This window comes from Marinomonas sp. TW1 (genome assembly GCF_001625355.1).
Classification (GTDB): Bacteria; Pseudomonadota; Gammaproteobacteria; order Pseudomonadales; family Marinomonadaceae; genus Marinomonas.
This window is the reverse complement of record NZ_JSEE01000008.1, coordinates 19655-34721: the sequence shown is the minus strand read 5'-3', so window position 1 is coordinate 34721 and position 15067 is coordinate 19655. Positions and strand designations below refer to the sequence as shown.

General features: G+C 46.6%; 15 protein-coding genes, 1 tRNA gene and 1 pseudogene. 7 read left to right on the top strand and 10 right to left on the bottom strand.

Going from position 1 to position 15067, the window contains the following annotated elements:
- Window positions 1-15: 15 nt before the first annotated feature.
- From proC to OA79_RS08575, 5 genes are all read left to right on the top strand, one after another.
- Window positions 16-834, top strand: a complete 819-nt coding sequence (gene proC / locus OA79_RS08595; protein ID WP_063332821.1) for a pyrroline-5-carboxylate reductase — start codon at window positions 16-18, stop codon at window positions 832-834.
- Between the two features lie 26 nt (window positions 835-860).
- Entirely contained in the window at window positions 861-1406 is a 546-nt protein-coding gene (locus tag OA79_RS08590) for a YggT family protein (RefSeq protein WP_082825428.1), read from the top strand.
- 169 nt (window positions 1407-1575) lie between these two features.
- The gene (gene coaD / locus OA79_RS08585) at window positions 1576-2061 is read left to right on the top strand and encodes a pantetheine-phosphate adenylyltransferase (RefSeq protein WP_013797555.1); all 486 of its coding nucleotides are present in this window, start codon (window positions 1576-1578) and stop codon (window positions 2059-2061) included.
- Window positions 2062-2114: 53 nt separating this feature from the next.
- A complete protein-coding gene (locus tag OA79_RS08580; RefSeq protein ID WP_013797554.1) occupies window positions 2115-2366 on the top strand; it encodes a YfhL family 4Fe-4S dicluster ferredoxin in 252 nt (83 codons plus the stop codon).
- A 14-nt stretch (window positions 2367-2380) separates the two neighbouring features.
- Complete coding sequence (locus OA79_RS08575) at window positions 2381-4114, top strand: potassium/proton antiporter (protein ID WP_197465381.1); 1734 nt, start codon at window positions 2381-2383, stop codon at window positions 4112-4114.
- A 33-nt stretch (window positions 4115-4147) separates the two neighbouring features.
- Here OA79_RS08575 and OA79_RS08570 read toward each other — a convergent pair whose 3' ends face one another.
- Window positions 4148-5248, bottom strand: a complete 1101-nt coding sequence (locus OA79_RS08570) for a potassium channel protein (protein WP_063332818.1) — start codon at window positions 5246-5248, stop codon at window positions 4148-4150.
- A gap of 7 nt (window positions 5249-5255) precedes the next feature.
- Window positions 5256-5732 carry a tRNA (uridine(34)/cytosine(34)/5-carboxymethylaminomethyluridine(34)-2'-O)-methyltransferase TrmL gene (gene trmL, locus OA79_RS08565; RefSeq protein ID WP_063332817.1) on the bottom strand — a complete coding sequence of 159 codons (477 nt, stop codon included), beginning with the start codon at window positions 5730-5732 and terminating at the stop codon, window positions 5256-5258.
- A 120-nt stretch (window positions 5733-5852) separates the two neighbouring features.
- On the opposite strand from trmL, the gene OA79_RS08560 reads away from it, so the two are divergent.
- Window positions 5853-5928: transfer RNA gene (locus OA79_RS08560), tRNA-Phe, on the top strand.
- Between the two features lie 16 nt (window positions 5929-5944).
- Here the strand turns inward: OA79_RS08560 and OA79_RS08555 are convergent.
- The 3 genes and pseudogenes from OA79_RS08555 to OA79_RS08550 form a co-directional block, all read right to left on the bottom strand.
- A complete protein-coding gene (locus OA79_RS08555) occupies window positions 5945-6160 on the bottom strand; it encodes a hypothetical protein (protein WP_063332816.1) in 216 nt (71 codons plus the stop codon).
- A gap of 11 nt (window positions 6161-6171) precedes the next feature.
- Window positions 6172-6348: pseudogene (locus OA79_RS18605) on the bottom strand (type II toxin-antitoxin system HigB family toxin); the annotation flags it as partial.
- A gap of 196 nt (window positions 6349-6544) precedes the next feature.
- Entirely contained in the window at window positions 6545-8932 is a 2388-nt protein-coding gene (locus OA79_RS08550; protein ID WP_063332815.1) for a bifunctional acetate--CoA ligase family protein/GNAT family N-acetyltransferase, read from the bottom strand.
- Window positions 8933-9222: 290 nt separating this feature from the next.
- Between OA79_RS08550 and OA79_RS08545 the strand changes: the two genes are divergently transcribed.
- The gene (locus tag OA79_RS08545) at window positions 9223-10146 is read left to right on the top strand and encodes a histone deacetylase family protein (protein WP_063332814.1); all 924 of its coding nucleotides are present in this window, start codon (window positions 9223-9225) and stop codon (window positions 10144-10146) included.
- 7 nt (window positions 10147-10153) lie between these two features.
- Here the strand turns inward: OA79_RS08545 and hxpB are convergent, their stop codons facing one another.
- The 5 genes from hxpB to cysP all read right to left on the bottom strand — a co-directional run bounded on the left by hxpB (window position 10154) and on the right by cysP (window position 14831).
- Window positions 10154-10813 (bottom strand): hexitol phosphatase HxpB, encoded by a 660-nt coding sequence (gene hxpB / locus OA79_RS08540; RefSeq protein ID WP_063332813.1) that lies wholly within the window; start codon window positions 10811-10813, stop codon window positions 10154-10156.
- Window positions 10814-10846: 33 nt separating this feature from the next.
- A complete protein-coding gene (locus OA79_RS08535) occupies window positions 10847-11935 on the bottom strand; it encodes a sulfate/molybdate ABC transporter ATP-binding protein (protein ID WP_063332812.1) in 1089 nt (362 codons plus the stop codon).
- Window positions 11932-12813, bottom strand: coding sequence for a sulfate ABC transporter permease subunit CysW (gene cysW / locus OA79_RS08530; protein ID WP_063332811.1), 882 nt, complete (start codon window positions 12811-12813; stop codon window positions 11932-11934). Before cysW ends, OA79_RS08535 begins: the two co-directional genes overlap by 4 nt.
- A gap of 11 nt (window positions 12814-12824) precedes the next feature.
- Window positions 12825-13682, bottom strand: a complete 858-nt coding sequence (cysT, locus tag OA79_RS08525) for a sulfate/thiosulfate ABC transporter permease CysT (RefSeq protein WP_063332810.1) — start codon at window positions 13680-13682, stop codon at window positions 12825-12827.
- 135 nt (window positions 13683-13817) lie between these two features.
- A complete protein-coding gene (gene cysP / locus OA79_RS08520; RefSeq protein ID WP_063332809.1) occupies window positions 13818-14831 on the bottom strand; it encodes a thiosulfate ABC transporter substrate-binding protein CysP in 1014 nt (337 codons plus the stop codon).
- Window positions 14832-15067 lie beyond the last annotated feature (236 nt).

The window sequence follows — 15067 nt, the reverse complement described above, 5'->3', positions numbered from 1 at the left end:
ATTTTAGGATACAAAATGACACCAAGTATTGCCTTTATCGGCGTTGGAAATATGGCAAGATCCATTTTTAGTGGATTATTAGCGAGTGGTTATCCAGCAAACCGCATTATAGGAACGTCGCGTACAGCGGAAAAACGAGCCCACTACGCAGACGAATATGGCATCACCATGTTAGCCGATAACCAACAAGCTGTTCAGCAAGCGGATGTGGTGGTGCTATGTGTAAAGCCAGCTCAGATGCAATCTGTGATCGAGGCGTTTGCCGCACAGGTTCGACAAGATCAATTGTACATATCGGTGGCGGCAGGGGTGGAAATAGCCGCCTTGTCTCATTGGCTGAATAGTCCAGTTGCCGTGGTTCGAAGCATGCCGAATACGCCCTCGCAAATTGGCGCAGGTATGACGGGGTTAATCGCCAATGGCAAAACCACTCAGCTTCAAAAAGATTGGGTAACAGAATTGTTCGCCAGTATTGGTGACTCAGTCTGGGTGGACGATGAAATTCAGATGCATACGGTGACGGCGTTATCTGGTAGTGCGCCAGCTTACTTCTATCGTTTTGTGGAAGCCATGATGAAATCGGCTAAACAGCAAGGTCTAGACGAAGAGAGCAGTCGTAAACTGGCCAGTCATGCTATGTTAGGGGCGGCGCGTATGGTGGTGGAAATTGATGAACCTATCGCTCAGTTGAGGCAAAATATTACCTCGCCAAATGGCACCACAGAACAAGCGTTATTGTCGTTTGAAGCGTCTAATATTGATCAAGTAGTGGCCGATGCGATGACAGCCTGTATGGATCGTTCAAAGGTTATGGCAAAAGACTTTTCTGCCTAGACAACATTTAACTAAGGAAAATGGCAATGCAATCAAACCCATTTGTGATGCTAATACAAGTCATTGGTAACTTGTATTTATTCATTGTACTGCTGCGCATGGTGCTGCAGCTTACTCGAGCTGACTTTTATAACCCGATTAGTCAGGGCGTGGTAAAAGCGACCAGTCCATTTATCATTCCATTGCGTAAGATTATACCGTCGATAGGTCGACTCGACACAGCGTCTTTGGTGTTGGCGTTAATTGTGCAACTGCTGACTCTGTTGTTAATTAATTTTGTGCTCGGAGTTAACGCTCAGCCAATACAATACTTCTTTGCCACTGTCGTTGGGGTGTTGTATCACCTGCTAGACTTATACTTCTGGGCGATGTTGATTTCGGTGATTTTAAGTTGGGTTGCGCCAGGTGCCAATCACCCAGGGGCAATGTTGGTTGCTCAGATCACCGCTCCTTTGTATAGTGCTTGTCAGCGTGTTATTCCGCCGTTGGGGGGATTGGACTTATCACCTATCTTTATCTTCTTAGCCATTTCTTTTTCGAAGCAAGCGTTGGCTTTTTACGGTTTCGGATAGAAGTAAGTGATGCGGGGCATCACGCGGATAAATAGGCGGAGGAAGGTGTCGAATTGAGAAGATCGGCATATTCCTATATGATGCGACCCCTAAATGGGAGTGAAGATAGGCGACATATGATAAAAACGCCTTAGCTCCTGCTCCCTTGTTAATTTTTTGGATGAAAGCTATGAGTACGATTGCGGTTTATCCGGGGACATTTGATCCTATTACAAACGGCCATACGGATTTGGTTGATCGCGCGTCAAAACTATTCTCTAAAGTAATAGTTGCGGTGGCTGCGAGCCCTAAGAAACGTCCGGCCTTGTCCCATGAATTGCGTATTTCATTGGCCAAAAAGGTGCTTGGGCATTTACCAAATGTGGAAGTACTCGGTTTCGATAATCTATTAACTGAGTTTACTCGCTCAGTAAATGGTCAAGTCGTTATTCGTGGTTTGCGTGCGGTGTCGGATTTTGAATATGAATTCCAATTGGCGAACATGAACCGTGTGATTGCGCCGGATGTGGAAAGCATTTTCTTGACACCTTCAGAGAAGCACTCTTATATTTCTTCTACATTAGTTCGAGAAATTGCTTCACTAAATGGGGATTTCGGACAGTTTGTAAACCCTGAGGTGAAACGAGTACTTCAGGAACACTATCAAACGTTGTAAAACTGATTTGTTTGATTACGCTGTAGAATCTATGGCGATTTTGGAGAGAACGAATGTCTCTTATTATTACCGATGATTGTATAAACTGTGATGTATGCGAACCTGAATGTCCGAACGAGGCCATTTTTCAGGGGGAAGAAATATACGTCATTGAACCGTCAAAATGCACTGAGTGTGTTGGTCACTTTGATGAACCGCAGTGTCAACAAGTCTGCCCTGTTGACTGTATTCCATTGGATCCGAATCATAAGGAAACGGAAGAACAGTTAATGGAAAAATACCTGACATTAACAGGTCAACTTTAACGTCTTAGGTAGAAATTAACATCGATACAAATGGATTTATCTTCCTTGCGGGGGCGCTGCTTTTAGTCAGCATCCTCGCCAGCTCTGTTACCGTCCGCGTTGGTCTGCCTTTGCTTCTTGTGTTCCTTGGAATGGGAATGCTAGCAGGTGAAGAAGGGGTAGGCCGACTGGACTTTGACAACCCAAATCTTGCCTTTTTTGTTGGTAATCTTGCCTTAGCCATCATTCTTCTTGATGGTGGTATGCGTACCAAGATCAGTACTTTCCGAGTGGCTTTATGGCCTTCTTTGTCTTTAGCGACCCTAGGTGTGGTGATGACCACGGCTGCGGTGGGCTCCTTTGCGGCTTGGTTGTTGAATGTCGATTTAATTTATGGACTTTTACTGGGCGCCATTGTCGGTTCCACCGATGCGGCCGCGGTGTTTAATCTGTTGCGCAACAGTGGTGTCAGATTAAATGAGCGTGTTGGTGGGACATTAGAAATCGAATCGGGTGCAAACGACCCGATGGCGATTCTGCTGGTGGTGATGTTAACCGGCCTACTTCAGTCTTCTGAACACGTCAATGTGTGGGGCTTTCTTGGTCAGATCGGTTTACAGTTTGCGATTGGTGGCTTTTTTGGCTGGTTAGGTGGTCGCTGCGCATTACTGTTGCTGCAGCGAATTCCCTTAGTGGAAGGTTTATATGCCTTGCTGATCGTCTCCTGTGGACTGGCCATTTTTTCGGGCGTCAATATGCTGGGCGGCAGTGGCTTTTTAGCGGTTTATTTAGTGGGTGTGATACTGGGGAATGGAAAAATCAAACAACATGATTCCATTTCGCAGGCTATGGATGGTTTAGCTTGGCTAGCTCAAGCTGGTATGTTCTTGTTGCTAGGATTACTGGTTACCCCGTCGGATTTATTGGCTTATGGCTGGCAAGCGGTATTGATTGCACTTTTCCTCATTTTTATCGCTCGTCCTGTGGCGATCCTAATATGTCTACTGCCATTTGATTTTCGTTGGCCTGAACGTTTCTATATTAGTTGGGTAGGACTACGTGGTGCGGTGCCAATCGTATTGGCTTTGTATCCGGTTATTGCGGGCTTGAGTAATTCTAATTTGCTGTTCGAGATTACCTTTACGGTGGTTTTGATTTCTCTGCTCTTACAGGGCTCTACTGTGCCGTTGATGGCGCGCTGGCTGAAGGTCGTGGTGCCTCCGGTACCAGAACCAACCACGCGTTTTTCGTTAACGGAAAGTGATGCGTTTCACCCGTCATTAGAGCTGTATGAGTTTCTAGTTCAAGCGGACGGCATTCGTATCCCAGCGGCCATCATTCATAATGTGCCAAGTGTGAGCGTCGACACGCCTCAGTTGGTGGCATTAGTTCGTAATCAGCATCCGCTGGTGGTGACGGCTGAAACGGAATTAATGACTGGCGATCGCGTCTGGATGTTGCTGCATCCAAATGATGTGAATGATGTTGCCTTGGCCTTTGCTCAAAAAGGCACCGCGTCATTCCTCATGCAAAACTTTTTCGGAGAGTTTTCGGTTCATGGTGATGCGTCTTTATTAGTGTTGGCGCAAACCTATGGTGTCGACAGTCAAGACATCGACGATCAAGAAACCGCAGCGGACTTATTAAAGCGTCAGCTAGGTCGACAGGTTGTGGTGGGTGACCGAGTGAGATTCGGTAAGCTGCGCCTAACCATTCGACAAATGGATGGCGCAGACATTACCGTAGTGGGCATCAAGCTGCAAAGTTAGTCGTCAGCCGTCGCTCAGAGTGATGTGAGCGATTTAAGCAAACAAACGTCGAATTTGCTCAACCTCTGGTAACGTTTGATTGTCATTGACAAGAATGATCAGCCCTTTAGCGTCAATTAATTCTTTGGACTGAGGGTGAGTGACAATGTCGCCACCCTGCTTCACATAACCTAACGCTGTGCCAATGTCTTTTAGAATGAGCGTTGAGACCACATGGGCCCAGCTCACATCCGACAAACTGATATCTAGGCGAATGGTATGATCCCCTTGATGTCGAAATAAATCTTCCAATACTTGCTCAGTGCCTGGTGCGATCAAAGATCGTACTAGCATTTCTGGGTAGGCTCGAATCGGACGAATCACCGCATTCGCACCAGCCGTCTTGAAACGAGGACGATTACTGTCATTAATGGCTTCGGCCAGTAGAAAGGCAGACGAACCTATCTGCTTAATTCTATGTAAGGCATCAAAAATTAAGCTATCGCAATGATTGTTGCGGCTATCGGGTGATAGCACAATCACGTATTTGGCATTTTGTATGCCGGCGGAGAGTAACATGCCATCTTCCAACGCATCGCCAGTATGATGAACCACGCCTTGTAATCTAAGGTCGTTTGGTAAGCCATCCGGAAAAGCTGTGGTGAGAATTTGAATGGGCGTATCGGCTAATTCAGGTGTTTGATTAATTTGATTCACCAAGAGACCCAGATAGCGCTCTGCGTCATATTTGGGTGTGTTGATGATAAGAATATGATCTTGCATATGGTCCCACCTCATGCGGCCTTTAATGCGCATTTCTTTACGCATTAATCTGAGTTCAACATAGTCACTGGCAATTTGTGCTAGCAGGGTAATGCCCATTCCATAAATTAATACGATGGTGCAAAACTGCCCCCAGAAGCTAACGGCGGATAAATCCCCATAACCGGTTGTGCTGGCTGACGTCATGGTGAGCCAAAATGCTTGCCACCAGTCCAAATCTTCAAACAACACCATGGCGAGACTATGAAGTGCAATGACGCCTGCTAACAGCAGTAGGCGCTTTTTTAAGTCCGTGGTTTCGTGAAGGTGTACTTCTTTACGAAATTGGCGACGGCTATTTTTTCGTTTTAACAGGAGGCTAAGAGAATTCATTGGACTCCTAATTGTTCATTTCACTGGGCATAGCGTAGTCGAGTTGTCGCCAAGATTCGTAAACCATCACGGCTACGGTGTTGGAAAGATTTAAACTACGTGAATTAGCTTGCATGGGCAGACGTAAGCGTTGTGCTGGTGGTAAGGCTTCAATAAAGTCAGCAGGCAGACCTCGTGTTTCAGGGCCAAACACCAAAACATCATTTTCCACAAATTCCGCTTCACTGTGCGTATGACTGCCTTTTGTGGTCAGCGCATACACAGTGCCCGTCTCGTTTTGATCAAGAAACGCTTGAAAGTCAGGGTAGCGTTTTAAGCGTGTGAACTCATGGTAGTCCAAGCCTGCGCGACGTAGCTTTTTATCTTCTAACTCAAAACCCAAAGGTTCGATCAGATGAAGGTGGTAGCCTGTGTTGGCACAAAGGCGGATAACATTGCCGGTATTAGGTGGAATTTCAGGTTGGTAAAGTACAATGTGTAGCATGAATTTATCTCCTTGATATTCAGAGATAATACCAGACAATCGGCGAAAACTAAGTTTTTATGTTTTTTTCAAAAAAAAGTATTGACCATAAAAAAGGTTTCTCTATAATACGCCCCACTTGCCCAGATAGCTCAGTCGGTAGAGCAGAGGATTGAAAATCCTCGTGTCGGCGGTTCGATTCCGTCTCTGGGCACCATGATTAAGAAAGCCCGCTAGTTTACTAGCGGGCTTTTTTTATGTCTAAAATTTGCCTCAATAGGATCTGGGGCTTCGATATTGTGATGTTTTTCTTCGTAAGCTTCTACCAATGCCGCGAGTACCTCTATCTCATCACCTTCAGGTGTATTTGGTTGAGCGCCACGAAGGCTACGCATACGAAGTACGGCAGACGTTAGATCATCGTCATTTTTAATTGGCTTAATGTTCATAGTATTTCTCCTTAAAGTGAATCAATATCCACTTTGTCATATTGCTCATGAGTACCTACAAAAAGTATAAAACAGAGCGAATACGTGTAATCAATCTCTACCGCTAGGCGGTATTTATTTCCATGAATGTTAAAGATAGCTTTGCCATTTTTTAAAATACTGGCATTTTGGTACTGTGACTTAACATCGTGAGGCGTCTTTTTATTTCCTTATTCTTCCCATTATGGGAAATGTGCTTCTAGCTTCTAAGTGAGAGTTACTATAACGCCATACTTTTTATGAAGCGTAATACTTTTCGTAGACCTCATGTACCGAGTCTTTCCAGTTGCAACAGTTAAAAAATGGCGGACTTTGTGCGAAATGGCATTTCCACCATGCTCTTCATCAAGCACTTATGTCTTTGATGAGGGTTTTAGTGAGTTTGATGGTGGCAATGACTTGGCTGATGTCATCTGGGTCTCTTTGAATCTGGAAGCCTAGGTGTTTACAGAATTGGATCATGCGTTTGTTTTCCGCTAAGACAATGCCTTTCATGACGTTTAACCCTTTGTCATAGGCGACTAAGAACAGTTGTCGCATCAGGTAGGAGGCTAAGCCTAGACCTTGGAACTCGTCTCCTAAAACAACGGCGAATTCACAACTCTGATCGTCAAAGTTATCAATATAACGAGCGGTGCCAATCAGTAGGTCAGAGTCTTCTCGCTTAATAACCGCAAGCAGAGCCATTTCTCGGTCGTAATCTATGTGTGACATGGTCGCCAGCATGCGAGGTGTGAGTTCTTCGATGTTTGAGATAAAGCGGAAGTAGCGGGTTTCATGTGACATATTTCGCACAAAGTCCGCCATGATGCCTGAGTCTCTTGGAAGCACCGGACGAACTGTTGCTTGTTCGCCGTTTTTGAGTGACAACTCACTGACCCATTGCCTAGGGTAGGGTTGGATGGCCAGATGCTCATAACGCCGTAGGTGTTTGCTGTCTTTCAGACTGGCGCTGACATCGGCATACAGACTGCCGCTATCATGGAGACGAACATCCGCTAGATCTAAATGGTCAATTTCTGGCAGCTCGCAGACAAGAGTCGACAGGTTGCGTAATAAGCCTTCTAATTCATAAGAGGTTTCATTTGGTAAGGCTCGTTGGATGAGGTCTTTTGCCAGTAGGGTATTTAATGGTGGCAAGGCAACGGCCTCGGCTTGTTGGTGCTGTTGTGCTCCTTCCAACGCTAAGCCAATGGCCGGTCCAAATACTGGGTCTTGAAATACTCGGATGTGCAAAGGTGCTGCCAGCAGATGGTGGGCTTGTCGTCTGGAGGTTAGCCGAATATGAAAGAGTTCAAAGATGTCTTTTAGATCATCTAATCCCAGGCTTGGCGATGGACGTTTGTGGAGCTTGGTGAGTTGCCTACTGGCTTGATTGACGTCTATTTGAAAACGAAAAGCGTGGCTGTCGGCGGCTTGTTTTGCCAACAGTTGGTTGCGTTGAAACTGGACGAGAAACTGAAAGCCTTCGATCGCGGTTTCAGGGGTCCGAAAAGTCGGGATACCAGCTTCATTTATGCGCGTTCGCATTTTCGTCATGCCACCACCACCGAGCAAGCACACCATAACCAGTTTTTTCTGTTGTCGATGCAGTTGTGTGATTAGCGCATAAAGTGAATCGATGTCGATCAATGCGGTGGGGCTTAAAGTGAGCAATACCGCGCCACAGGCTTCATTGCTTAGAGCATCTGCGGCGAGATTGATAAACAGGTCGGTTGCACTGCTGGCCCAAACGGTGGTGACGGTGCCAATGCCACCGCGTCCTGCCATCGTCTGTTCTAGTTGTTGCTGCAGTGGCCCTTCAGGCGTCAATAAATCAATGCCTAATTCCATGGCGCGTTGGGCGGCCAGTTCCCCTGGGCCGGCACCGTTGCCAATGATGAGTAGTGAGCCTTCTTTGACCCGTCTTGCATTGGTCATCACCGAAGCGGCGGCAATTAAATCGTTCAGACGTCTGCCGCGAACGGCACCGGTGCGACTTAGGGCGGCATCCAGAACCCGTTGATCAGCGCCAATGGCATGTTCTGTGACCACCGCCACAGGCTTGCTTCGCCCGGTTGCTCGTAAACTACTAAGAAAGCGTGTCGGGCGTCCTATTTTTTGTAGATACATTAAAATGGCTTGGCTATCGAAATCTCGAGATAAATAATCTAAGACCTGCGATGGCATCACATCAACAGGCGATCCCATGGCGACGACTTGCGAAAAGCCAATGCCTTGCCAGCTTGCCCAGTCGACTAGAGCGCTGGCGACGGTGCCCGATTGCGACATAAGGGCAAGTTTGCCACTTAATGGTTGGGTTAACCCCAGCCATGCAAATACCCCTTGTTTAGGCCGACAAATGCCAAAGCTGTTCGGGCCGAGTAGGCGAACATTGTGTTCGCGAAGAGTCTCTGTGAGTTCGTCTGCTGAGGTGTCTGTCCACGACAGCATTAATAAGGAGTGAATATTGGCTTTGCCGCAGTCGGCAATGATGTCTTGCATGCTGGTTTGTGGAGAATGACCAACTAACACCGCCAGATCGACGGTCGCATTCAGTTCACTTAAAGCGTCATAATGAGGGAAGTCGTTGCCTTGGTTGGGTTTTACACCGACTAAATAGACGGGGCAGGATTTTGGCGCTTGGGCTATTGAATTTAGTAAGGCGAGCAAAAGCGCATTGTCAGGGTCGTCACCCGTCAGAATGACCATGGATTTAGGGGCAAGAAGGGGCTGTAGTGCGTGTTGAGTCACGGGGTTATCTCCTTGCCTTAATGTTCACTATTGTAGGGCGAAGCTTACTTCAAATAGAAGAGAGCGGGTCTAAGTTCAAAAAGCTCACGTTGACCTCGTTATCAATGTAGAGGATGAACAACCTAGGAATTGTTTTCGGCACCCGTAAGTATGTTCGAGCCTTCACTAAACAATAGCATACATAACGAAAGTAAGAATTGTAGACTATGGTAGGGTAGACGGCTTTGATGTGAATATGGCTTGATATAGAACAAGTTTATTTCACAACCATTCTCTTAAATTGGATCCACATGACAACGGCCTACATAACTCATTTTCAGTGTGATAAGCACAATATGGGCGCAGATCACCCCGAGTCTCCTCAGCGTTTGGGGGCCATTCAGAATCGTTTGATCAATGGTCAGTTGATGGATTTTTTACGCCATGTAGAAGCGCCAACAGCGACACGAGAGCAGTTAGTCGCGACTCATCAGCCAGATTATGTGGACAGCATTTTTGCTCGTGCACCTGAGGAAGGGCAGGTGGAGCTGGAAGCAGAGACGATTATGATGCCGCATACGTTAGAGGCGTCTTTGTATGCTGCGGGTGCGGTGGTGAAAGCAGTGGATATGGTGATGACGCAACAAGTCGATAATGCGTTTTGTGCTGTTCGGCCACCAGGTCATCATGCTGAGTTTGATAAAGCCATGGGCTTTTGTTTGTTTAATAACATTGCCGTGGGAGCGAGGTACGCGACGGCTCAATACGATTTAGAGCGAGTCGCCATTGTGGATTTTGATGTTCATCATGGCAATGGGACAGAGGACATCTTCAAGCAAGATCAACGAGTGTTATACGCTTCTAGCTACCAGCATCCTTTTTATCCTTACAGCGACCCTGGCGCGTCCCATGACAATATTTTGCACATGCCCCTTGAAGCTGGTTCTGGTAGTGCGGCTTTCCGGCAGGTCATCCTGGATCAGCTAATACCTGCACTGGATGACTTTAAACCTCAGTTGATTATGATCTCAGCAGGCTTTGATGCCCATAAAGAAGACCCAATGGGACAATTAAGATTGGACGAAACCGATTACACTTGGATCACCGATCAGCTCCGAGCAGCGGCTGAGCGCCATTGTAGTGGTCGCATCGTTTCTGTGTTGGAAGGCGGTTATAACATTGATGCTTTGGGGCGCGCTGCCTTTTGTCATATTCGCAGTTTGATGTCGCTGTGATGAGGCCTTAAGCAGACAACAATTGTTGGCCAAGAGAGTGGTCAAACTCTGACAAGCTGCGTAATTTGTGTGAGGCAATATTGAATTTTTCATCGTCAAATTCATGTGAATGAGGGATGGCGATGCTTTTGATGCCCGCGGCAAGAGACGCCTTTATGCCACCCACTGAGTCTTCAAATGAGAGGCAGTCTTGCGCTCTTACACCGAGTTTAGACAAGGTCAGCAAGTAAATATCGGGCTTGGGTTTGCCATGTTGAACGTCATCGGCTGAGCTGTAAGTCAAAAAGAAGTGGCCAATGTCTAGGCGTTCAAACACAAATGGAATAATACTTTTGGGGGAGTTGGTGGCTAACGCTATTTTCACGCCCTGTGACGTTAAGGTTTGCAATATGTCTCGTACGCCAGCCATTGCTTCACCTTGGTGTTGGACAAGGTAGCTAACCTGATTAATGACTCTTTGTTCTACTTCCTTGTGTGAAAGGCCTGTCCATGGGTATTTCTGATACCAGAATTCGGTGACTTCTCGCGTGGTCATGGCGGCGGTAAGATCGGTTTCCTGAGGCGTTATGGGAACGCCTAAGGCAGAGAACACAGCCTGTTCCGCCTGCTTCCAAAAGGGTTCAGAGTGAATTAACAGTCCGTCCATATCAAAAATAGCGGCTTGCATTGTGTCCTACCTTAGAGAGAAACCATTGTTAAGCTACCAGTATACGGGCTGTGGTGTTGCCTGACCATTGGCGAAAAAATAACCAGCTTTTGGTGTCACAAATACGGTTTGGCCTTTTTCAAAGCAATGTTTATCAAAGGCTTTGTGAGGTAAGTCCACTTCCCAGATGTGGTCACTGTGCCAATCAATTGGCGTCAGTTCCAATCTCACTTCAGCACCGATTAGGTTAATGGCGACCACTTTCAATGGTAAGAATGCCTGTTCTGTCGCGACGGAAGAGACATGGAATTCATGGGAACGCAGGTATATTTGCCCAGCTGTTTTGGGTGCCTCATCAGGCAGTTGCAGGCTGGCCACATTGTTTTGCCATTTGCCCTGACTAAACTGCGCATCAAAAACGTTAGCATTGCCTAAAAAATCAAACACAAAGCGGCTGTTTGGTGAGGCGTAAAGGTCGCCAGGTTGATCGATTTGTTCAATGTGGCCATTGCTCATTACCACCACACGATCTGACAGTTCTAAGGCTTCTTCTTGATCGTGGGTAACAAACACGCTGGTAAAGCCTAACTCATCATGTAAACCACGTAACCAGCGGCGTAGCTCTTTACGGACTTTCGCATCCAAGGCGCCAAAGGGTTCATCTAACAACAAAACCTCAGGCTGAGTGGCCAATGCTCTAGCCAGCGCTATGCGTTGCTTTTGACCACCCGATAATTGGGAAGGGAAGCGTTGTGCGAGATGGCCAAGTTGAACCATATCCAACAAATGCATGACGCGTTTGCGAATGGCGGCGGCATTAGGGCGTTTCGATTTAGGCAACACTTCTAAGCCAAAGGCCACATTATCGGCCACGGTCATATGACGGAACAGAGCATAATTTTGGAATACAAACCCCACCCGACGGTCACGAACATGCAGATTGGTGACATCGCGGTCACCAAACTGAATTCGACCTGAATCCGCTCCTTCTAGTCCTGCAATAATGCGTAAAAGAGTGGTTTTACCAGAACCAGATGGGCCCAGCAGACCAATCATTTCACCTTCATTAATGTCTAATGATAAAGGGGATAAGGCCTGAAATGAGCCAAAGTGTTTGGAGATGTTGTCAATCAGAATGCTCATTTTGCTACCTGCTTTTCTTGGTCTGATTCATTGCGCATAAGTTTTTCTTGGTGCCATTCAATGTAAGCTTTAAACAATAACGTGATCAAAGCGATCAAGGCTAATAGCGAGGCACTGGCAAACGCTGCAGCCGCTTGGTAATCCTCATATTGCAATTGCACATGCAGTGGTAAGGTGTTGGTTTCACCGCGAATATTGCCGGATACCACAGAGACGGCACCAAATTCTCCGACTGCGCGAGCATTGGTTAGAATGACGCCGTAAATGAGTGCCCATTTGATGTTCGGTAAGGTCACTCGACGAAAAAGTTGCCAGCCAGAAGCGCCTAAGATAACGGCTGCTTCTTCATCTTCTCGACCCTGTTGTTGCATCAGTGGGATGAGTTCTCGAGCAACAAATGGACAGGTAACGAAAACCGTGACCATGACAATGCCGGGCCAAGCAAACATCAATTGAATGTCTTGGTCGTACAGCCAAGAACCGATCCAGCCATTGTTGCCATATAACAATAGATACAGTAAGCCTGCCACCACAGGTGACACTGCGAAGGGGATGTCCATTAAGGTCATCAGCAGTTTACGCCCAGGAAACTCAAAGCGTGTCACCGACCAAGCTAACATAACGCCAAATACCAGATTGATTGGCACAGTAAGTAAGGCAACAAATAAGGTTAAACCTATGGCATGCAAGGTGTCGCCTTCAAGCAGACTGGCGAAATAGTGACCTACGCCTTCCACCAAGGCTTGTTGGAAGATGCTGATCAGCGGCACGACCAATAGTAATATGGTCAGCAGCAAGGTGATGCCGATCAGCGAGTACTTGATAAGAGGACGATCACCGACTCTTAATTGATGAGATTGCCCAGGGCGATTAGACATAGTACGACTCCCTATCGACCATGGAGGCGACGTAAATAACGTGCCTGCCAAACGTTAATGGCGAACAATAAAACCAAAGAAGCCATCAACACCACAGAGGCGATGGCGCTGGCCGCTGGAAAATCAAATTCCTGCAAGCTAACAAAGATCATCAAAGAGGTAATCTCGCTGACATACGGCATATTGCCTGCGATGAAAATCACCGCGCCAAATTCACCAAGGCTACGGGTAAAGGATAACGCAATCCCCGTCATGAGTGCTGGCCATAATGCCGGAAAAATGACGCGTCGAAACACCGCCCAATCTGATGCACCAAGGGTCATGCCTGCTTCTTCCTCTTCCGGTGAAAGCTCTTCTAAAACCGGCTGCACAGTACGAACAACAAACGGAATACTGGTAAAGGCCATGGCGAGAATGATGCCGACAGGGGTGTACGCGACTTTGATGCCAAGGCTTGCCAACAAATCGCCATACCAACCATTTTGTGAATACAGTGTGGCCAGAGTAATACCGGCGACGGCGGTTGGTAACGCAAAAGGTAAGTCTACCAGCGCGTCGAGAACACGACGTCCTGGGAATTCATAACGTACTAGTACCCACGCTAATAACAAGCCAAAAAGCCCGTTGAAAATGGACGCGAAAAATGCGGCCCACAGTGTGACTTTATAACTGGCAACCACTCGCTCGTTGGTGATGACATACCAATATTCATCCCATCCCATGTCGACGGATTGCATGATTAATCCGGTCATGGGGAGCAGCATGATCAAACTGATAAACAACAAAGAAGTACCCAGACTTAAACCTAAGCCAGGGAGGACTCGTTTGTGTTTCGGTCGGGCTTGCGCCACGCTTAAATGTGTTGCCATTAGGTTGCCTGTTTGCTTTGAAATGATCTATTTCGAACAGAAATAGCCAAATTAAAAGTGGTCACGAAGCGACGTTTAGAAAGTAGAAAAGCCGAACACGCGAGCGTATCCGGCTTAGCTTTCACTAATCAAAGATTAACGACGCTGAAGTTGATCCAGTTTACCGCCATTACGGAAAATGTCTTTAGTCGCTTTTGGCCATCCACCCGCGATTTCTTCTACGGTTAGCAAGGTCACTGCTGGGAATTTGTCCGCAAACTCCGCTTTTACCACGTCATTATGAATGCGGTAATTAAAGCCTGCTAATAAACGCTGTGATGCTTCACTGTACAAGTAGTTTAGGTATTCGTGAGAAACCGCTTCTGTGCCATGTTTCTTGGCATTTTTCGCGACAACCGCAACTGGGAATTCCGCCAAGATAGAGGTTTTCGGTACGACAACCTCATATTGATCTGCGCCATATTGGTTGCGGATGTTATTTACTTCGGATTCAAAGGTAATCAAAACATCCCCGATACCGCGCTCAACAAACGTGGTTGTGGCGCCACGACCACCTGTATCAAATACGGCAACGTTCTTCAGAAAAGTGCTTAGGAAGTCATCAATGTTACTTTCGTTGTCCTTGCCAAAATGGTTTTGTGCGTAACCATATGCAGCAAGGTAAGTGTAACGACCATTACCAGAGGTTTTTGGGTTTGGAAACACCAAGGCCACGTCATCACGTACTAGGTCACCCCAGCTTTGGATGTTTTTTGGATTACCTTTACGTACCAAAAATGCGGTAGTGGAGTAATAAGGAGAGCTGTTATTTGGGAATTCCGCTTTCCAGTTTTCAGGAATCATGCGTGCCTTATCATGCAGCACTTGTACATCGGTGACCTGATTAAAGGTCACGACATCCGCTTGAAGTCCATTCATGATGGCATTGGCTTGCTTAGAGGAACCCGCATGAGATTGTTTGATCTCAATTGTTTGCCCCGTTTTTTCTTGCCAATGCTTTTCAAAAGTCGGGTTGTAAGTCGCGAACAGCTCACGAGCAATGTCGTAAGAGGTGTTCAAGATGGTTTGGTCGGCTGCGGATGCTTGAACCGCGCCACTTAGTAGTAAACTGCTGACGATAGTTTTGAAAACGCCTGACTTAAATTGCATGTTAACCTCAGATTCTAATGCTAGTCATTCTTAATTGTTGGTAAGAATACTTAAAAGATTTAGTTATTACAATCGACACAAATAAACTTTTTTGGAATATAGATAGCCGGCTTTGATGTTAGGAAATCGGAGGCATTGAGATTTCCCTTGTTCATGCAAAAAAAGTGTAAGAGAGAGGTCTTTACACTACCAGATAAAGAGTTGGCGTAACTATTGAATAGCTCCTTATATCCCCG